Genomic DNA, 20,043 nt, shown 5'->3' with positions numbered 1-20,043 from the left:
ACCCCTACCGGGTGAGACCGGCGTACAGCATCGGCAGCTTTTCCGGGAGCCGTTCGATACGATCCAGCACCATGAAGTGCTGCGCCCCGAAGATCCGTTCGACGTACTCGTCGGCGTTCGGGTCCAGGCTGATGCAGAAGCTGTAGACGCCGTTCTTGCCCACCTCTTCCACCGCACGCTTCGCGTCCTGACGCAGGTACTGCGGATCGCGCACATCGGTATCCGCCGGCTCGCCGTCGGTCACGATCAGCAGCAGCTTCTTCTGCGTGCCCTGTTGCTGCAGCAGATGCCCTGCATGCCGAACGGCCGCGCCCATGCGAGTGGAAAGCTGACCCTTCATCCCGGCCAGTCGTGCCCGGGCGTGATCGTCGTAGGGGGCGCCGAAGTCCTTGAAGCGGTAGTACTCGACATCGTGGCGACCATCCGAGGCAAAGCCGTGGATGGCGAAGGGATCGCCAATCTTGGAGATTGCCCCGCTCAGCAGAGCGGTGGCCTCGCGCGCCAGCTGTACCACACTGGTCTCCGTACCCTGGACCATCTCGTTGGTGGACTCCGACAGATCCAGCAGCACCAGCACCGACAGATCGCGAACCTGGCGGATATTGCGCACGTAGATGCGCTCGTCCGGCTGGCGCCGCATGCGCAGATCGATCTGTGCATCAACCAGCGCGTTCAAGTCCAGCTCATCGCCCTCGGCCTGCTTGCGCAGGCGCTGGACACCCTGCGGTTGCATCGCCTCGATCAAGAACTTCAGGCGCGAGATCAGCGGCTTGTGCTTTTCGTTAATCGCGTCGATCTCGGCCACGTCACCCTTCTGCGGACGCCGCTCCAGCAGGGTGACCCAGTGCGGCCGTTCCAGCTGCATCTGGTAATCCCACTCATGGTAGTGATACGGCAGCGAGAGCGGCTCCTTGCCCTCCTGCTGGTTGATGCTTTCCTCTTCGCCGTCCCGGAACCATTCGGTCGCCAGCACCATGATCATCTGGGCATCGTCCCCAGCGCCAGGGACATCGAGGGTGTTGATCATCTCCATGGGGGTCACGTAGACGCGTTCCTGGTTCGAACCGCTGGCCATCAGCGTCTCGAAGTCGTCTTCCTCGCGCCCGAACGCCCACATGTAGCGATTGTCGTCACGGTAGAGCACATCCGGCGCGACCTGCCGCGGGTTCATGTAGCCCTGCTCCGGAAACTCCGGCGCCAGGGCCTCGGCCAGGGCGCGCGCCAGGCCGGGGGCCTCGAGATCCTCCGTCCGTTCGGCCAGCGCCGCACGGGCCCTGGTCACGAACGGATGGTCGTCGCGGTAGTCCGGGTCCAGCAGGGCCCGTGCGGTGCGGGCCAGCAGGGCCTGCGGCCCTTCACCGTCGTCCGGCGTCGCGGTATGCAGGGGTGTCCAGAGGTTGCGCAAACCCGGGAAACCCCAGCTTGCCAGGGCCTCCACGCGAGCATCCTCGAACAACTCGGTCAGCACGCCGGTCACGCCGCGCGGCGCCTCCTCTGGCTGCATTTCCCGCGTGTAGACCACATGGGCCGCGGCATGGGCCGCCGCCGCACGGTAGAGATCGAGCCCGGTCAGGCCTTCCCAGTCGTCGAAGGCATCCGGCAGGAAGATCGTGAAGCCCTCGATGTAGGGCTTGTAACCGTCGCGGGACTCAAAGTCGCCACTCGTCGGCCGCATGAAGAAATCGCGCGCCCAGAGCGAACGCAGGTAGAGGTTGATGCGCCGCTGCACATCCACGAACAGCGTGCCGCGTCGCTCCTTCTGGAATACCGAACGGGACTCGGGCGATTCCAGACCAAAATAGGCGATCTGTTCCTCGAGGTCGGTACGGTGGGCCTGCGCGCCCCAGGTCGCCCAACGGCGCAACCCACCCAGCGTCAGTTGCGAAAGCAACTCGTCGAGATGTTCAAGCATCGGCCGAACGCCGCGTGGCGCCTGCCCCAGCAGGTTGTCGACCAGGCGCAGATATCCCCCGAACAGGCGCAGGTCACCCAGGCGTCGCGCCGCAATCGGGCTGGTGGAGATCAGCAGGGTAATGACCGCCCCACTCGTCTTGGAGTACATCTTGATCGCCGAGCTCACCAGCTCGCCGACCGCATCCTCGCCCAGTTCCTGCGCCAGATCCGGCGCCTCCTGGACGAAGGCCACGACCATCTCCGAACCTCGCCCCAGAGAGTGCAGGCTGCGTGCGCCTTCCAGGTAGTAGCGCTTCAGACCACCTGTACTGAAGGCCCGCGTCGCCTCCTGCCACGAGGCCTCGAGGACCTCGGCGGCCTGCCCCCCGAGGTCCTCGAGGAGGTCCTGGTATTCCTCCAGATGGATGCTCATCGTGTTCGGCGCATGCGCCTAGAAGAACGTCGTGACGGCAGAGTCGAGCGCGTCGCGCATATCGGGGTCGTCCGTGATCGGACGCACCAGGGCCATACGGCACGCGGCCAGCGGCGCGACGCCCTTGGCAATCAACGACGCGGCGTACACCAGCATGCGGGTCGAGATCCCCTCGTCCAGCCCGTGGCCCTTCAGATTGCGCGCGCGCTCCGCGACGCTGACCAGCTTGCTGGCCATATCCTCGTTGACCCCGCCTTCGTGGACCACAATCCGCGTTTCGGTTGCGTGATCCGGGTAGTTGAAGTCCAGCGCGCCGAAGCGCTGCTTGGTCGACTCTTTCAGGTCCTTCATCAGGCTCTGATAGCCCGGGTTGTACGAGATCACCACCTGAAAATCCGGATGCGCCTCGACCATCTCGCCCTTCTTCTCCAGCGGCAGCATGCGACGATTGTCGGTCAGGGGGTGGATCACGACGGTCGTATCCTGGCGCGCCTCGACGATCTCGTCGAGGTAGCAGATCGCCCCGTGGCGTGCCGCCTGGGTCAGCGGGCCGTCCTGCCAGCGCGTGCCGTTCGCATCCAGCAGATAGCGCCCCACCAGATCCGAGGCGGTCATGTCCTCGTTACACGAGACGGTGATCAGCGGCTTGCGCAGCTTCCAGGCCATGTGCTCGACAAAGCGCGTCTTGCCGCAACCCGTGGGGCCCTTGAGCATCATCGGCATGCGCACCGAATAGGCAGCCTCGTACAGCTCCACCTCATCCGCCGTGGACTGATAGTAAGGCTCCTCGGTGATCAGGTGATCGCGTAGTTCGTCCTGCATGTTTCGACTCCTCAATCAGAAAGGCCGGGGCGCAGGCCCCGGCCACCGGCACGCATCGGCCTCAGTCAGGCCAGACCCGATCCGGATGCAACGCGCTGCCGCCCTTGTTCGCCTTCGGCTCCTTCTTTGCAGCCGGCTTTTTCCGGGCCGGAGTTGCCTTGGCCTGGGCCGACTGGGCGGTCGTCCCCGTCTTCTTGGTCGCTGCCGGCTTCTTGCGCGCCGTGGCCGCCTTGCGGGCCGGAGCCTTGCGGGTCTTGGTCGCCGCCTTCTTGGTGGCGGCCGCCTTGGTACTCGCGGCAGCCCGCGGGCTACTGCTCGCCGGCTCCTGGCTGGTGTCCTTCTGTGCCGCGGCCGGCGCGTCGGCCTTGGCCGTGCTGTCCGGGGTCTGGTCCTTGTCCTGGTCCTCGCGCGCGCTGCGCACGCCGGCTGCCAGCTTGTCTTGCAGATTGCTCATTGCGACACCTCCTCGATGATGGCTTCGATTTCCGCCGCCGCCGCCTCGCCCGGCTTGCCCAGATCAAAGACGGAACAGCCTTCCAGCGCAGAACGCCGATATATGGCCCGCCGGCGGAGTGACTGCTCCAGGGCGGGGATGTCGATCTCCATCAGTGCGTGTTTCATCGCACGCGACAGCGCACTGCGGACTTCGAGCTGATTAATGACGATGAAGGGGCGCAGGGCGGGATTCCTGAGCTTGGCCTCTTCGAGCCCGCGCCCCATACGGACGCTACCCCACAGATCCACCGGCGACGGAAGCACCGGGATCAAGACCTCGTCCGCGGCTGCCAGGGCACCGGTGACAGCCCCGCCCTCGAGCGTCGGCGGGCAATCCACCACGATGTGGTCATAGTCCTTGCGCAGGGCCTTCAACTCGCGGTCGAGGGGCCCGGCAACCGCGAACACCGACGCCGCAAACGGACGATCCTCGGAGGCCATGCGCGCCCATTGACCGGCCGAACCCTGCGGGTCGGCATCGACCACCAGCGTACGCCCGCGCCGGGCCAGTCCGGCCGCCAGGTTCATGGTCAGGGTGGTTTTGCCGGTACCGCCCTTCTGATTGACTACCGCGATTACCCTCGAACCCACGCAACAGCCTCCTGCGGAAGGGGACCGGGCTCGACCCGGCCCATCAAGAATCCCCCGGCTCAGCCGGTGGTGGCATCGGCCAGGCGGTCGACTTCAAGGGCAAAGGCCTTGTCGCCTTCCCCAAGCTGTTCGCCATCACGGGCGTCGATGGTGATATTCACGTAGGTCGTGCCGAAGCTGATGTTCGGATGATAACCATCCTGCTCCGACAGGTCGGCCACGTGGTCTAGAAACTTCCGCGTGATGCCGTAGCGGTCGAACGTGAACTGTTTGCTCATGGACGCCGAGGTCCCCTTGCCGGGTTCCCACCCGGCCGGAACCACGAGATCGGTATCCGCCATTGCCTACTCCGCTTGTGTTGCCGCGTCCGCGCTCGTCACGCGGTGCTGCCCTGGGCATCGATCTCGCGCACGTGTTCCAGTTCATCCTCGAGGATGCTCTCGAACAGCGCCGCATCATCCACCGCACCGACGCGCCGGCAATAGACGGCTGCTTCGTCGTACAGACGAATCGCCTCCATCTCCAGCTCGCGCGAGCGCGCCAATAGTTCGGCCATCGAGCGGCCAAGCCGCACCGGCGCCAGCTGGCTGCCGTTCGGCGCCACCCCATAGTGAAACATGCGAGTCATGAAGCGATCCGCATGATCCAGCTCTTCCTGGGCGTCCCGACGCAGGCAGTCGCTTACGTCGGTCATTCCCCACATCGCGGTCAACCGCGCCTGGGCCAGGTACTGCTGGACCGCCGACAGCTCATGTGCCACCGCCCGGTTCAGGTACCCCACGATCCGTGGATCGGACATGGATGTCGCCTCAGCTGGCCGAACCGCTGGCGGTCGGGGCCGTCGGCAGGATGCCTTCCACTTCCGAATGCACACGCGCAATGATGTGCGCAGCCACCAGGCCGTCACCCACACGCTCGCAAGAATCCGCGCCCGCACGCACCGCCGCGTTCACGGCACCGGTTTCGCCACGGACCAGCACGGTCACGTAGCCGCCACCGACGAACTGGCGACCGATCAGACGCACTTCGGAGGCCTTGGTCATCGCATCCGCGGCTTCGATCGCCGGGACCAGACCGCGGGTCTCGATCATGCCAAGGGCCACACCAGAAATTTCGTTAGCCATCATCTACCTCTTCTTGAAAAAGCCGTCGGGCCCATTACGGACCCGACGGCGTTCGACTACCGTGAGTTACGGCTTTTCCGGGAGGATGTTCTCCACCTCGGAATGGACGCGAGCAATGATGTGGGCAGCCACGAGGCCGTCACCGACACGCTCGCAGGAATCCGCACCGGCACGCACAGCGGCGTTCACGGCACCGGTTTCGCCACGGACCAGCACGGTCACGTAACCACCGCCCACGAACTGACGCCCGATCAGACGCACCTCGGAAGCCTTGGTCATTGCGTCCGCGGCTTCGATCGCCGGGACCAGACCGCGGGTCTCGATCATGCCGAGGGCCACACCAAAGTTTTCGCTAGCCATTACTCAACTCCTATCAAGCGTTACTGATGATTTACTTTTCAACCTGCTCGGGCAGGATGCTTTCCACTTCGGAATGCACGCGGGCGATGATGTGCGCGGCCACCAGGCCGTCACCCACACGCTCGCAGGAATCCGCACCGGCACGCACAGCGGCGTTCACGGCACCGGTTTCGCCACGGACCAGCACGGTCACGTAGCCGCCACCCACGAACTGGCGACCGATCAGACGCACTTCGGAGGCCTTGGTCATTGCATCGGCCGCTTCAATCGCCGGTACCAGACCACGGGTCTCGATCATGCCCAGCGCCACACCAAAACGTTCAGTTGCCATTGTCTTCTCTCCTGGATTTACGGTTTTTTAAAACAAAAATGACGCTCACGCCGCCTTGCGGGAACCAGCAGAGCGCTGTGCATCGGTCTGGTCTTGTCCTGCCTCGTCCTTCGACCCTTCCGTCTTCTTACCACCATCGTCCCAGTGGTCGATGATGCCGCCGATCGTGAGATCGGTCTGGATAGTGTTGTCGTCCAGCGCAAGCCGCGCGGCCGACCCGCTGATGGTGAACACCCAGTTGCCCGGATGCGCCCCGACCGGGTCCACGGCCACACTGAGCGCGCCCTTCTGGTCGACCAGCACGCGCAGCGAAATGGTGCTCAGCCCGTCGACGCGACGGGTTACCACCAGTTCATCCTGCACCTGCATGATTTCCATGGAGCTACTGCTCCTCCCAGTAATCGATGATCCCGACGATCGTCGCGTCACTGGGGTAGGACTTGTCACCGGCCGCTTCGCGCGCCGCCGAGCTGCCCACCACGATGACCCAGTCCCCGGGCACGCAGCCGACCGCATCGACCGCCACGGTGCGCGGCCCGCCCGCCTTTTCCTGAACCACCAGCAACGGCCGGTGCCCCAGATCGCGGATGCGGTTGGTCGAAACCAGCGTCTTCTCAACCTTGCAGATCTTCATTCCCGTTCCCGTGTGCGTCAGGCGGCCAGTGGTTCCAGACGGCTACCGCTGCGTTTGTCGCGGATCACCATGTGGCAGCCGATCAGGCCCTTTTCAGCCAGGTCGCGATAGCGATCCATGATCGTGTTGCGAATCCGGCGACAACGCGCCTCGACCCGCTCCCGCGATCCCGGCACCTTGCGGTCGTAGCGATAATGCACCACTACCGGAATCGGCAGGCCGCGCTCGACATTCAGCTTCCGAAAAATCTTGTTCACGCCGACATCCATCCCCTCGGCGCCCTCTTCCATCGTCTCCAGGTGGGCAAAGTACGCGAAGTTGCGAACCTGCATCTCCTCGATCTCCTGGCCCACGATGATCACGCGCTCGCGGTGGCCGACATCGGCGTAGTGGCCGCCGTGATAGCGCGCCACATAATCCAGCTGCGAAATGTTGCTCAACAGCAGCCGCGAGATCAGTCGCAGCATCCCTTCATGCGGCGCGCCGTTACCGCGTCCCCAGCCCTGCTGGTGAATCGCATCCTGGATCGCCTGATACACCCGCAGCGATGCGGTCTGTTCGTCCAGTCCCTGGGTCGCCCGGTACAGCTCCGCGCTTTCCACGAAGCGGTACAGGCTCATGCGCGTGTCCGCATCCGGGATGTGAATCTTGATCGCATCCGTATCGGTATCCACCCCGATCAGGAGCGTGTCGACCGAGGCCCCACAGCAGTAGGTGTTCTCGATCGCCTGACGAAACGCGCGCAGCTGGTGCAAGGCACCGTCCGCGGCATCGCGCTCGCTGTTGCCGTGCGCCGCGCAGCCCTGGTGCAGCGGATCCGCGCCACTGTAGTGGTAGGCCGCAATCTTTAGATAGCGACTGGGGACATCGGCCGTGGTCGGCCGGCCCTCACGAAAGCGCAGCAGTTCGCGCTTGGTCCAGTGACGCACATCCTCCTCGATGTCGAACTGCGCCCCGGCGTAGCTCTTTACCCGTACCGCGAGATCAGGCAGGCGCAGGATGAAGCGCCGCAGGCCCAGCAGGCGCCCGTCCGAGCAGGGCGAGATGTCCACTTCGTGGAAGTCGCAGTCGAGGAAATACGCAATCGCGCTATCCGCTTCGGCCACCAGGTCATCCCGTCCCGCCCAGTATTCGTTGACCACCTGATCGAACAGCTCGAACGTTCCGTGCAGATACAGTTCGCGCGTATCCAGATCGTTGATCCAGGCATCCTCCAGCGCCTTTTGCGGCAGCTGGTACCCCAGGCGCTCCTCGACGATCGCCTGCGCCCGCGCCTCGAAGTCGCGCTCGTGCTGCAGCGCATGCACTTCCTTGAGCACTGGAACCAGCTGCGCAAAGCGCTCGCGGAACCCCTGCTCGAAGGCGTGCAGCCGTTCGTTCATCGGGACATCCGCCAACGCATGCCCCGCGGTCAGTTCACGCGTCATGTCCGGACACGACGAGCCGCAGGCCGGCACCGCGGACACCGGGTCCGCAGTGCTCGGCGCCGCTGCGCGCGCAGCCGCAATCCGGGACTTCGCGAAGCGTGAGCCCATGGAGCTGTTTTTGCGGCGACCACGCACCATGACGTTCTTCAGAGTCCTCGCCTGTCCTTAACCGCGCGCCCCGCCGGACAGCGTCACCAGAGAACCGGCGTCGCTGTTCCCGGAGGAACCCGTGATCCTGCTCGGGGGCACTTCCTTGCGCTCGAGTTCCCGATTGATATACGCGCTGCGGCCTTCACCACGCGGATTGCCCTTCTGCGTCTGGTTGCGCCGCGTCGAGAGGCCCTCGGTCCCGGTCACGTGGTCACCGCGCCCCCAGTCGTCGCCGGTAATGGAGACGCCATTGCTGCTGCCGTTCACGGTCACCCGGTTGGCGCCGACCTTCTCGCCTTCTTCCACCGGCTCGACGACCGCTGCTTGCTTGCTGGCGCCATACCGGAACTCTTCGGTGCCGGACACCAGACCCATCGCCTTGTTGATGGACCCGGTCACGCTCCCGCTACTGCCGTAGGCGGTCCCCGTCACGCGCTCCCGACGCTCTGCGGCGACCCGCGCCGGGGTGTCCACGCTGAAGCCGGCGTTGGGCATCGGGCGAGAAGCGGCTTGCGCCACTGGCTGGGCCGGCGCGGCCTGCATGCCCATCCCTTCCGGGCGCAGACGCGGATGGAGACTGCTCGCGGCACTGGCGCAGCTCTTGGCAAATTCGTTACCGCCCACATACGGGGAACCGGACACGTCCTGACAGGCGCCCCGTTCGGTACCGGTCACGCGCTTGTCGTAACCCGGCTGGCTGCCGGACACCGAATGCCCCGGCGTGGAGTGCCGTTCGGCCACCCGCGTACCGGCCGCGTTCGAATCCTGCGTGTCGCAGAACTGGTCATACTGATCCGGACCGATATAGGCCGTGCCGCTCACCGGCTTGCAGGCGCCATATTCGTCACCGGTGACGCGCGAGGAACGCCCGATCGCCGAGCCGGACACAATTTGCTGATTCCAGGTACGACCCACAGTCACTTTCTCCGGGCTGGCTTCCGGGCGATGACCGCCACAAAAGGCGTCATAGTGCTCGGAGCCGGCATATTCCGTGCCGGTGATCGGCTTGCAACCACCATATTCGTCACCCGTCACGTGGATCGAATGATCCACCTGGGTACCGGAAACCTCGCGACCTCGCAGGGTGTGCATTACGCCCACCTTGGGGACGCCACCGGCGTCCGGGCGCTCGCACAGATCGCCGAAGTCGGACTTGTTGTAATACGGCGTACCGGTCAGCGAGGCACAGGACCCGCGCTCGTCACCGGTTACATGCCGGCTACGTCCCACGGCCACACCGGTCACGCTCTGGTCTTCCATGGTGTGCGACTCCTGGACCTTGGCCGCTGCGGGTTCCGGGCGCGTGCCGCAAAAGCCCTGGAACTGCTCGGTGCCGAGATATTCGGTTCCGGTCACTGGCTTGCAGCCGCCATATTCGTTGCCGGTGACGTTGACGGAGCGTCCGACTTCGGACCCGGTCAGTTCACGACCGCGAAGCGTATGCATTACGCCAACCTTGGCCGGCGCCCCGTTCGACTTTCCCGTGTTGCAGGGAACCTCGCTGTTCGCGGTGTTCAGGTATTCGGTACCGGTCACATCGCGGCAGGCGCCGGCTTCGTCGCCGGTCACGCTCGGGCTGCGCCCGACCGAAGTGCCGGACACGCCCTCACCGTGACGGGTGACCATCACGCTCGTGCGGGCCGGACCGGCCTGCGGACGCGTGCCGCAGAAGCCTTCGTATTGTTCGGTACTGAGATACTCGGTGCCGGTGATCGTCTCGCAGGACCCACGCTCGTCGCCGGTCACACGGTTCGACCGCCCAACTTCGGTGCCACTGACCGACTGACCGTGCGCGGTGTGCGACGTGCCAACCTTCGGCGGATTGCCGGCCGGGCGCGCACCACAGTACCGCTCGTAGTGCTCCACCCCGAGGTATTCGGTGCCGGTGATCGAAGAGCAGCTGCCTGCCTCCGTGCCGGTGACGCCCGAGGTGCGCTCGACCTGCGTGCCACTTACATGGCTGCCGGCCAGCGTGGTGCCCTCTTCAACCTTCGGCGGCGCATCGCCCTCGACGGGCCGCGGCCGGCCACAGGGACGCCCCGGCTCGGCCGAGCCACGGCCCAGCTTGCACAGTTCTTCACGGCGCTGCCGAGCGACTTCGCGGGCGGACATCCCTTGGCGCTTGGCGGCCTTCCAGGCGCCTTCCTGCGGCATGGTGCCGCGAGCCTGACCGCCGTTAAAACGCCGACGCTGGGCCTTCTTGCCGCTCTGCGCCATGGCATCCCGGCGCGCCATGCAGATCGCGCGAACCTCCGAGATCATCGGATGCGGGCCGGCGGCCTCGCCCCCGGAGTCGACCTTGTGGCACAGCTGGTCCAAGCCGCTCTCGACCACCGCGGCGTCGCGGCTCGGGGCGGTGTTGACCGACGCATCGCGCTCGGCCTTCTCGCCCTTGCAGCCGCAACCACAATCCTTCTTGGATTCCTGGGTGGGCGCAGCCACCGGCTCCGATCCCTTGATGCGATCCCCACGGCGCGGTTCCGGCGCAACGGCCTTCTTGCCTTCCGTGGAGAGCGCCTGACGCCGCAGGCGGCAGATCTCGCGACCGCTCATGTTCGAGCAGTCGACCTCGACGTTCTGCGACTGGGCCAGGGCTTCCAGCTGGCGCGAACGCTCGGCGCCGGCGGGGGCCATGCCACCCGCGGCCTGGGCACGCGTATTGGTTCGGCCCACAGCCTTCTTGCCCTGGCGCGCCATCTTCTGGCGCCGCTCAAGGGCGGCCTGGCGCCCATTCGAGACACCCGTGTGCGCGCCCGGTTCCGGGCGGCGCTCGGGCGTGGTTTCGCGGGTCTCGACGGAGACCTGCGACGAGGATTCACTGGAGTGCATCTCCGGCTCCCGCGCCTGGGGTGCCGGGGCAGGGTCCGCCTTCGCCTGGCGCGCATCTCGCGCAGCCCCAGCGGAGCGGCTGCTCCCTTTGGTTTGGTCGGTCGACTTCACGGCAGCCTTGCCATTGCGAGACATGGCTTTGCGCCGTTCCAGGGCACGTTCACGCCCCGAGAGACCTTCAGACGCAGATGTCGGATTACTCATGGCACTTCCTTACAGTTGGCGGCAGCAACGGTAAATAACGCTTTACTGAACTGCCGGGCCCGAAGGCGGACCCGGCAGGTACCGGGCCCTAATTAGCGACCGCGATCGACCACGAAGGCCGTGCCCTGGCTCTGGGCATAGTTATCGTAGGCGAGGAAGCGAACCATCATGCCGGGGTTGGCACGGCGGCACTGCTCGATCTCGCTCAGCACGGCCTCGACGGACTGCTCGCCGAACATCGGGAGCTTCCACATGTACCAGTAGTTGGACATGGCGTGTTCTTTTTCGCTGTACTCGACCGCCGGGTTCCAGCCCTGGGCAATCGTGTACTCGATCTGACGGCGAACCTGATCGGCGTTCATCTCGGGCAGGTAAGAGAAGGTCTCGTACTTCTGCACCGGCTTGAAGTTCTGAATATCGGACATGTCGTTAATCCTATGCGCTTGTTCTCTGAAGGTGCGGGCAGCCACTCAGGCCGCCCGCACACGGACGATCACTTGTGTTGGACGTCCAGCTTGTCGGTGGTGTCGAACTCGAACTTGATTTCCTTCCACGTTTCCATGGCGATCTTCAGTTCGGGACTGTGCTGGGCGGCCTGGGTCAGGATCTCCTTGCCTTCCTTCTCGATCTCGCGACCCTCGTTGCGCGCCTGGACGCAGGCTTCGACGGCCACGCGGTTGGCGGTCGCGCCCGGAGCATTGCCCCACGGGTGGCCCAGGGTGCCGCCACCGAACTGCAGCACGGAGTCGTCACCGAAGATGGCGACCAGGGCCGGCATGTGCCAGACGTGGATACCACCGGAGGCCACGGCGAACACACCCGGCATGGAACCCCAGTCCTGATCGAAGAAGATGCCGCGCGAGCGGTCTTCCGGGATGAAGGATTCACGCAGCAGGTCAATCCAGCCGAGCGTCGCCGCGCGGTCGCCTTCCAGCTTGCCGACCACCGTGCCGGTGTGGAGGTGGTCGCCACCGGACAGGCGCAGGATCTTGGCGAGCACACGGAAGTGGATACCGTGCTTCGGATGACGGTCGATGACCGCGTGCATGGCACGGTGGATGTGCAGCAGCATGCCGTTGTCGCGGCACCAGTTGGCCAGGCCCGTGTTGGCACAGAAACCGCCGGTGATGTAGTCGTGCATGATGATCGGCGCGCCAATTTCCTTGGCGTACTCGGCACGCTTGTACATCTCTTCCGGGGTCGGCGCGGTGACGTTCAGGTAGTGACCCTTGCGCTCGCCGGTTTCTGCTTCGGCCTTTTCGGTCGCTTCCTGGACGAAATCGAAGCGGTCACGCCAGCGCATGAACGGCTGGGAGTTGATGTTCTCGTCGTCCTTGGTGAAGTCGAGACCGCCACGCAGGCACTCGTACACGGCACGGCCGTAGTTCTTCGCGGACAGACCCAGCTTCGGCTTGATGGTGCAACCCAGCATCGGGCGGCCGTACTTGTTCAGGCGATCACGCTCGACCTGGATACCCATGGGCGGACCACCACAGGTCTTCACGTAGGCGATCGGGAAGCGCACGTCTTCCAGGCGCAGCATGCGTATGGCCTTGAAGCCGAACACGTTACCGACCAGGGAGGTGAACACGTTCACCATGGAGCCTTCTTCGAACAGGTCGATCGGGTAGGCGATGAACGCGTAGAAGGACTCGTCGTCACCCGGGACGTCCTCGATCATGTACGCCCGACCCTTGTAGTAATCCATGTCGGTCAGGAGGTCGGTCCACACCGTGGTCCAGGTACCGGTGGAGGACTCGGCTGCCACAGCGGCGGCAGCTTCTTCGCGGTCGATACCGGGCTGCGGGGTAATCTTGAAACACGCCAGCAGGTCAGTATCCAGCGGCGTGTATTCGGGCATCCAGTATGTTTCGCGGTAATCCTTGACGCCCGCGGAGTACTTCTTGGCGGCAGACATGTGGCCTTCTCCTACGCGTTGGTTAATCGTGATGGTCGCCTAGATTAGGGAGGGCAATCACTAATAACAAATAAATAATCTAGATGCGACCGATAGACAATCGTTTATATAAAAGCCGGACAGCGGGAGGGCCACTGACCGGCAGGGGTTCGGGTTCGCAATGGTGCAGCCAGGCATCGAAACACCGACCGCGACGGATTGCGGAGGTCGATTGTAGTCGAAGACCGTAGCCTGTGCATGCCTTTGGCGCGACCCACCGCACAGGCCCTGTGACGGGCCGCCGGGAACGCCCCGTCACACAGCCCACGAGTCCGGGCATCAGGACGTGGCGGCAGTGGCAGGCTCTCCGTCACCGGCGGCATGGTAATCCCGCGCCAGGTAGAGGTAGATGGCGGGCACCACGAACAGGGTGAACAGGGTCCCGATCGCCATACCGCTCGCGATCACCAGGCCCATCGCGAAACGCGAGCCGGCGCCGGCCCCGGCGGCCATCAGCAAGGGCACCATCGCCACCACGGTCGCGGTGGTGGTCATCAGGATCGGCCGCAGGCGCAGGGCCGACGCCTCCTCGATCGCCTCGCGCAGCGTCCGCCCCTGGCGCTGCAGCTGGTTGGCGAACTCCACGATCAGGATGCCGTGCTTGGCAATCAGGCCGATCAGGGTCAGAAGGCCCACCTGGGTATAGATATTCAGCGAAGTCACCCCAAGGCTGATGAAGATCAGTGCCCCGGCGATCGACATCGGCACCGTGGTCAGAATGATCAACGGGTCGCGGAAGGACTCGAACTGAGCAGCCAGGACCAGGAAGATCACCAACAGGGCAAAGAAGAAGGTGACCACCAGCTCACTGCCCTCGGCCTTCAGCTGACGCGACTGTCCGGCATAGTCGACACTGACATCCGGTGGGAGCACGTCGGCGGCAATCTCGTCGACGATGTCCAGCGCCTCGCCCAGAGTCACGCCCGGCCGCGGCACGCCCGACAGGGTCACGGCATTGAGCTGCTGGAAGCGCTTGAGCGAGCGCGGGGTCACCGTTTCTTCCAGTGTCACGATGCTGGACAACGGGATCGGCTCGCCGTCACGGGTACGCGTGAACAACTCTTCCAGCTGCTCCGGATTCAGGCGTTCGCTGCGCTGCACCTGAGGAATCACGCGATAGCTGCGGTTCTCCATCGCGAAGCGCCCGGCAAACCCGCCAGACAGCATGGTTGCCAGATCGGCATTGAGCGTGGCCATGTCGATCCCGAGCTGGGCGGCGCGTTCGCGGTCGATCTTGAGATCCACCTGCGGCTGATCGAAGTCGAGATCGGAGTCCATGAAGATGAAGCGCCCGGTCGCCATCGCCCGCTGCATGATCTCGCTGGCGAACTGCTCCAGCTCCTCGAACGAACCGGTGGAACCAAGGACCACACTCACCGGTGCACCGTCGCCCGGAGTGGGCAGCTGCGGCGGCTGGATCGCGAACACCTCCAGCGCCGGGATGCGGTCCAGGCGTGGCTGCAGCTCCTCCTGCAGGATGGTCTCGGTATCCCGATCACGCTGATCCCAGGGTGCGAGGACGAAACCGCCCAGGGCCTGGTTGCCGGCACCGGCGATCCCCGGGCCGCCGCCAAAACCGTTCACGATAAAGATGTTATCGAGCTCCGGGATTTCGTCGAAGAAGCGGTCGGTCAACTCGGTGTTGCGTTCCAGCCAGTCCAGGCCCATGTAGGCGTCGCCCTCCATGATGGAGAACGCGAAGCCCTGGTCCTCCGGCGGCTCCAGCTCGCTCTGCGAGGTGACGAACAGGAAGTAGCAGGACACCAGCACGATGGCACCGAACACCGCGATGGTGAAGCGGTCATTCAGCGCCCCATGCAGGCGCCGACGATAGCGTTGCTGGAGGGAGTCGAAGCGTGCATCCAGCCAGCCTTCGATCCGTCCGCGCTTCTCGGTGGCGCCATCGCGCAGGATCTTCGAACACATCATCGGCGACAGCGTGATCGCGACAATGCCGGAGATCACCACGGTCGCCGCCAGGGTAAACGCGAACTCGATGAAGAGCGTCCCGGTCAACCCGCCAATGAAGCCCAGTGGCAGGAACACCGCCACCAGCGTGGTCGACATCGCCACGATCGGCCAGGCCAGCTCGCGCGCACCCTGGATCGCCGCGTCCATGCGCGACATGCCCTCCTCGATATGCCGCGAGATGTTCTCCAGCATGATGATGGCGTCATCCACCACGATGCCGATCGCCAGCACCATCGCCAGCAGGGTCAGCAGGTTCAGGGAGAACCCCATCAGCAGCATCAACATGAAGGTGCCCACCAGCGATAGCGGCACCGCCACGGCCGGGATGATCACGCTGCGCAGCGAGCCGAGGAACAGGTAGATGACCACCAGCACGATCGCCAGGGCGAGGCCGATGGTCACCAGCACCTCGTCGATCGCACTCTGGATGTAGTCGGTGGAGTCATAGACGATCTCGCCCTCCAGCCCCGACGGCAGCCGCGGCAGGATGCGCTCGTCGAATACGTCGCGGACTTCGGCGATCACGTCCAGGGCATTGGCGTCCGGCGCCAGCTCGATGCCGACGAAGGTCGCGGCCTGGCCATTGAAACGCACCGAGGTGTCGTAGCTTTCCGAGCCCAGCTCGACCTCGGCGACATCGCCGAGGCGCACCAGGTCACCGTCGGCCTCGAACAGGATCAGCTGCTCGAACTCCTCCGGCCGCTCAAGATCGGTATCCGCGGTCAGGTCCAGCCCAACCATGGAACCCCGCGTCTGCCCCACGGCGGACAGCACATTGTTGCGCTCCAGAGCCTCGCGCACGTCGCGCCCAGTCACACCAAAGGCGGCCATGCGATCGGCATCCAGCCAGGCGCGCATCGCAAAGCTTTGGGCACCCAGGATCTCGGCACGCTGCACGCCGTTGATGGTCGCCAGTTCCGGCTGCACCTCGCGGATCAGGTAATCGGTGGTCTGGTTGTTGGACAACCGTTCGGAGTAGAACGACATGTACATTGCGGCCACGTCCTGGCCCACGGACAGATCCACCACCGAGTCCTCGGCCTCCGCCGGCAGGTCGCTGCGAATCTTGTCCACCTGGGCGGCGATCTGCGTCAGGGCCACGTTGGGGTCGTAGTCCAGCTCCAGATGGGCCTCGACGATGCTGATCCCCGCGCGGCTGGTGGAGACGAGGTAATCGATCCCCTCGGCCTCGGCCACCTCGCGCTCCATCGGCGTGGTGATGAAGCCCTGCACCAGATCGGCATCCGCGCCGATATACGCGGTGCTGACGGTCACCACCGCGTTCTGCACCTCGGGGAACTGGCGCACGTTCAGGTCAAATACCGCGCGCACCCCGAACAACAGGATGAACAGACTCACCACCGTGGCGAGCACCGGCTTCTGGATGAAGATATCGGTAAAGCGCATGCCAGCGACCCCGCTCTAGCGGTTCGCCGGGCGCGGGTCGCGCTCGGCGTCGGGCTGGGCATCCTCGGTGATCTCGACCGGGGAGTCGTTTTGCAGCTTGAGCAGGCCACTGGCCGCGATACGCTCACCCGGCTCCAGCCCGTCAAGGACCTGCGCCAGATCACCGCGGCGCGCGCCGGTCTCGATCAGGCGCTGTTCCACCCGCAGCTGGCCTTCGTCATCCTCCGCGATCACGAATACCGATTGCCCCCAGGGCGCAAACCGGATCGCGGTCTGCGGCGCGACCACCGCCTCCTCGGACTCGCCGCGATCCAGCGTCACCCGGGCGAACTGCCCCGGACGCAGGCGACCCTGTTCGTTGCCCAGGACGGCCTGCACGCGGAACATGCGCGAGGCCGCGCGGACCCGCGGCTCGATGGCCGTGACATTGCCGGTGAACTCTTCGCCAAAGGCATCCACCTCCACACGGACGTCCTGACCCAGGGCGATCTCGCCCAGGCGGCGCTCCGGCAGGGTGAAATTCACATACAGCGGCTGCAACGCCTCCAGCACCACGATCGGATCCCCGGGCCCGACGAACTGCCCGACGCTCACCTCGCGGATACCCAGCTCGCCAGCGAACGGCGCGCGCAGGCTCTTCTGCCGGATGCGCGCCTCCTGCGCCCTCACCGAGGCCTGGGCCTGCTCGGCCTCGGCGACCCGGCGCTGAAATTCCGAATCCGAGATGTCGTTGCGCTCGATCAGGCCCCTGGCGCGCTCCAGCTCGCGGCGCGCCAGGCGCTCGCCGGCCCGCAAGTTTTCGAGCTCGGCCTCGTCCAGGGTGGTATCCAGGTCGACCAGTGGATCGCCGGTCTCGACCCGCGCCCCGTTCTCGAAGTGAATCGCCTGGACAATGCCCTGCGCCTCGAAGCTCAGGGTCGCGCCCTGCACGGCCTCCAGGCTACCGATCGCACGCACCTGCGGAGTCCAAGAGTCCGTCGTGACCTCGGCGGCGTTGATGGTCACCACCGGCTCCGGCATGTCTTCGAAGTACTCTGCGACTTGCTGATCGACAAAGGCCTTGAAGCCGAAAATACCGCCGAGCACGATGGCCACCGCCACCAGCATGAGGATAAAACGCTTCATCAGGGTCTCCTGGAGACACCGGCGGGGGCATTCCCACCGGCATCATGAAATGAGTTCAACAGACTCGCCCGTCGCCGGACTCTAAACAGCGCCCGGGTCGCAGAGACCTGCATCGCGCAGGGCGGCACGCACGCGCGCCGTCTCCGCCCGAACCACCGTGGGCTCGTCCGGATCCAGCCGCGGCTCCCAGCGCCAGCCGGTCATCAGGGCATGGAAATGCCGGATGAGGTGGTCATAGGGCCGATGGATGTCGTAGGCATCCAGCAACCCCTGCGCATTGGCAAGGCTCTGCATCCCCACGTTCAGCGCCCAGGGGCCCAGCCCCATCTCGTCTTCGGAGATCTCGCGGGCCGGCGGCAGGTCGCCGCGGTCACGCGCCTCGGCCACCACCGCATGCACCGCCTCGCTGATCGGCTTCCCGGCCTCCAGCAATGCCATGCGGCGCGGAGCCGACACATTGGCCCAGACCACCTCGGTCACCAGGTACTGGGTCAGGCGATAGTAGTCGGGGTTTTGCGCGGCAAAATCGATGTCGGTCAGCACGATCGCCAGCATGCGCGAGCGCGTGCCGAGGGAGAGCTCGGGGATGGCCCGGAAAAGCGCCGCCCGTTGCAGCGTGGTGCGTGCCGCGACCGCCGCCAGCAGGTCCTCTTTCGACTCGAAGTGCTGGTACAGCGTACCGGTCGCGTACTCGCAGTCCGCCGCCAGCTTCGACATCTGCAGGGCCAGCAGGCCGTCCTCGCGGATGCGCTCGTGCGCCCGCTCGATGAACAGCGCCTCGCGCGTCTCGCGCTCGCGGCGTTTGCGATCCCCGGTAGTCATGGCGCTCAGCATATCGAACCCACTACGTTTTTTGAACCCGATTCGAGTTAGGTCCCGAAAAAGGCCGGGGACAGCATGCCCCGGCCCCCCGATTCGAGTATTCAGCCCGTCTCGCGCAACAGCCGCACGATCGCGTCGGCGACACTCTTGCTGGACTGCGGGTTTTGCCCGGTCACCAGCTTGCCGTCCACCACCACGTGATCGGCCCAGTCGTCGGCGGTATCCACCTCGCCGCCGAGCTCCTGCAGCTTGTCCTGCAGCAGGAACGGCATCGCAGTGTCCAGCTGCACCGCCTTCTCCTCGCTGTTGGTGAAGGCCGCCACCTTGCGCCCCTTCACCGCGGAAGTGCCATCCGCCAGCATCGCACCGACCAGACAGGCCGGCCCGTGACAGACGGCGCCAACCACCTTGTCGTTGTCCATGAATTCCGCGACCAGGCGCTGGACATGCGGGTTGTCCGGCAGATCGAACATGGTGCCGTGACCGCCGGGAAAGAAGATCGCGGCATAGGCCCCATGGTTCGTGTGGTCATTCAGCGCGATGGTGTCATCCAGGGCCTCCTGCGCGGCCACCGCCGCGGAGCCCGCATGACTGGCCTCCAGGCTTTTCGGATCCAGCGGCACGGGGCCGCCCTTCGGACTGGCCACCTTGACCTCGAAACCCGCCTTGCGAAAGCGATCATAGGGCTCGGCGAACTCGTCGAACCATACGCCCGTCGCCTGGCCTGGAGCGATCTCGCCGTGACTGGTTACTACCATCAGGATCGTCTGGCTCATCCCTTGTCTCCTTGCATCCATGTCTCCGGTGGACTCGCCGGCCGGCTACAGGTTCCTGGTGTGCAAGGCTTGGGTGAACGAGCAGCGAGTCTGACGGCGAAAAACAGACGCGGAAGGATCAAGCAAACGAGAGAGCCGAAGAACCACGCGGCCGGATGGCCGCGGGCTGGGAATCAAAGGCGGTAGTACTCGCGATACCACTCGACGAAGCGCGCAATGCCGTCTTCCACCGCGGTCGCGGGGGCATAGCCCACGTCCTGACGCAGGGCCTCGACATCCGCATAGGTGTCCGGCACGTCCCCCGGCTGCAACGGCAGCAGGTTCTTCTCGGCCTTCTTGCCCAGGCAGTCCTCGAGCACCTCGATGTAGCGCATCAGCTCCACCGGCTCGTGGTTGCCGATGTTGTACAGGCGGTAGGGGGCTGCGCTGGTGGCCGAGTCGGGCTCGGCCCCGTTCCAGTCGGGATTGCGCGGGGCCACGTGATCCAGGGTGCGGATCACGCCCTCGACGATGTCGTCGATATAGGTGAAGTCGCGCCGGTGGTGGCCGTAGTTGAAGACGTCGATCGGCTCGCCCGCCAGGATCTTCTTGGTGAACATGAACAGCGCCATGTCCGGGCGGCCCCAGGGGCCGTAGACAGTGAAGAAGCGCAGTCCGGTCACCGGCAGGTCGTAGAGATGGCTGTAGGTATG

At 65.1% G+C, this 20,043-nt stretch carries 20 protein-coding genes; all 20 read right to left on the bottom strand.

Going from position 1 to position 20,043, the window contains the following annotated elements; all coding sequences use genetic code 11:
- Nucleotides 1-4: 4 nt before the first annotated feature.
- Nucleotides 5-2,326, bottom strand: a complete 2,322-nt coding sequence (locus G315_RS0105890) for a nitric oxide reductase activation protein NorD (protein ID WP_019612092.1) — start codon at nt 2,324-2,326, stop codon at nt 5-7.
- A gap of 18 nt (nt 2,327-2,344) precedes the next feature.
- Nucleotides 2,345-3,148, bottom strand: a complete 804-nt coding sequence (locus G315_RS0105885; protein WP_018144344.1) for a CbbQ/NirQ/NorQ/GpvN family protein — start codon at nt 3,146-3,148, stop codon at nt 2,345-2,347.
- A gap of 61 nt (nt 3,149-3,209) precedes the next feature.
- Nucleotides 3,210-3,602 carry a hypothetical protein gene (locus G315_RS0105880; protein ID WP_018144345.1) on the bottom strand — a complete coding sequence of 131 codons (393 nt, stop codon included), beginning with the start codon at nt 3,600-3,602 and terminating at the stop codon, nt 3,210-3,212.
- Nucleotides 3,599-4,234 (bottom strand): ParA family partition ATPase, encoded by a 636-nt coding sequence (gene parA / locus G315_RS0105875; RefSeq protein ID WP_018144346.1) that lies wholly within the window; start codon nt 4,232-4,234, stop codon nt 3,599-3,601. Before parA ends, G315_RS0105880 begins: the two co-directional genes overlap by 4 nt.
- A gap of 59 nt (nt 4,235-4,293) precedes the next feature.
- A complete protein-coding gene (locus G315_RS0105870) occupies nt 4,294-4,575 on the bottom strand; it encodes a 4a-hydroxytetrahydrobiopterin dehydratase (protein ID WP_018144347.1) in 282 nt (93 codons plus the stop codon).
- A 35-nt stretch (nt 4,576-4,610) separates the two neighbouring features.
- Entirely contained in the window at nt 4,611-5,033 is a 423-nt protein-coding gene (locus tag G315_RS0105865; RefSeq protein ID WP_018144348.1) for a bacterioferritin, read from the bottom strand.
- A gap of 10 nt (nt 5,034-5,043) precedes the next feature.
- Nucleotides 5,044-5,358: a BMC domain-containing protein gene (locus tag G315_RS0105860; protein WP_026182021.1), complete on the bottom strand. Its 315-nt coding sequence runs from the start codon at nt 5,356-5,358 to the stop codon at nt 5,044-5,046.
- 66 nt (nt 5,359-5,424) lie between these two features.
- Complete coding sequence (locus G315_RS0105855) at nt 5,425-5,718, bottom strand: BMC domain-containing protein (RefSeq protein ID WP_012982276.1); 294 nt, start codon at nt 5,716-5,718, stop codon at nt 5,425-5,427.
- A gap of 31 nt (nt 5,719-5,749) precedes the next feature.
- On the bottom strand, nt 5,750-6,049 hold the full coding sequence (locus tag G315_RS0105850) for a BMC domain-containing protein (RefSeq protein ID WP_012982275.1): 300 nt from the start codon (nt 6,047-6,049) through the stop codon (nt 5,750-5,752).
- 45 nt (nt 6,050-6,094) lie between these two features.
- Nucleotides 6,095-6,427: a carboxysome peptide B gene (locus G315_RS0105845; protein ID WP_018144350.1), complete on the bottom strand. Its 333-nt coding sequence runs from the start codon at nt 6,425-6,427 to the stop codon at nt 6,095-6,097.
- A gap of 4 nt (nt 6,428-6,431) precedes the next feature.
- Nucleotides 6,432-6,683 (bottom strand): carboxysome peptide A, encoded by a 252-nt coding sequence (locus G315_RS0105840; protein WP_017940626.1) that lies wholly within the window; start codon nt 6,681-6,683, stop codon nt 6,432-6,434.
- Between the two features lie 17 nt (nt 6,684-6,700).
- A complete protein-coding gene (locus G315_RS0105835; RefSeq protein ID WP_018144351.1) occupies nt 6,701-8,110 on the bottom strand; it encodes a carboxysome shell carbonic anhydrase in 1,410 nt (469 codons plus the stop codon).
- Between the two features lie 165 nt (nt 8,111-8,275).
- A complete protein-coding gene (locus G315_RS0105825; RefSeq protein ID WP_026182022.1) occupies nt 8,276-11,224 on the bottom strand; it encodes a CsoS2 family carboxysome shell protein in 2,949 nt (982 codons plus the stop codon).
- 161 nt (nt 11,225-11,385) lie between these two features.
- On the bottom strand, nt 11,386-11,718 hold the full coding sequence (locus G315_RS0105820; protein ID WP_018144354.1) for a ribulose bisphosphate carboxylase small subunit: 333 nt from the start codon (nt 11,716-11,718) through the stop codon (nt 11,386-11,388).
- Nucleotides 11,719-11,786: 68 nt separating this feature from the next.
- Nucleotides 11,787-13,211 carry a form I ribulose bisphosphate carboxylase large subunit gene (locus G315_RS0105815; RefSeq protein ID WP_018144355.1) on the bottom strand — a complete coding sequence of 475 codons (1,425 nt, stop codon included), beginning with the start codon at nt 13,209-13,211 and terminating at the stop codon, nt 11,787-11,789.
- Between the two features lie 318 nt (nt 13,212-13,529).
- Complete coding sequence (locus tag G315_RS0105810; RefSeq protein WP_019612091.1) at nt 13,530-16,628, bottom strand: efflux RND transporter permease subunit; 3,099 nt, start codon at nt 16,626-16,628, stop codon at nt 13,530-13,532.
- 15 nt (nt 16,629-16,643) lie between these two features.
- The gene (locus tag G315_RS0105805) at nt 16,644-17,753 is read right to left on the bottom strand and encodes an efflux RND transporter periplasmic adaptor subunit (RefSeq protein WP_018144357.1); all 1,110 of its coding nucleotides are present in this window, start codon (nt 17,751-17,753) and stop codon (nt 16,644-16,646) included.
- 81 nt (nt 17,754-17,834) lie between these two features.
- Entirely contained in the window at nt 17,835-18,587 is a 753-nt protein-coding gene (locus tag G315_RS0105800; RefSeq protein WP_018144358.1) for a TetR/AcrR family transcriptional regulator, read from the bottom strand.
- A gap of 89 nt (nt 18,588-18,676) precedes the next feature.
- Nucleotides 18,677-19,351 carry a type 1 glutamine amidotransferase domain-containing protein gene (locus G315_RS0105795; protein ID WP_018144359.1) on the bottom strand — a complete coding sequence of 225 codons (675 nt, stop codon included), beginning with the start codon at nt 19,349-19,351 and terminating at the stop codon, nt 18,677-18,679.
- A gap of 173 nt (nt 19,352-19,524) precedes the next feature.
- Nucleotides 19,525-20,043 (bottom strand): NAD-dependent epimerase/dehydratase family protein (locus G315_RS0105790; protein ID WP_019612090.1); only part of this gene is annotated, 519 nt, incomplete at its 5' end.

This window comes from Thioalkalivibrio sp. AKL7, assembly GCF_000381705.1.
GTDB lineage: Bacteria > Pseudomonadota > Gammaproteobacteria > Ectothiorhodospirales > Ectothiorhodospiraceae > Thioalkalivibrio > Thioalkalivibrio versutus.
Note: the sequence above shows the minus strand (reverse complement) of the source record. Positions and strands in the feature narration are given on the sequence as shown.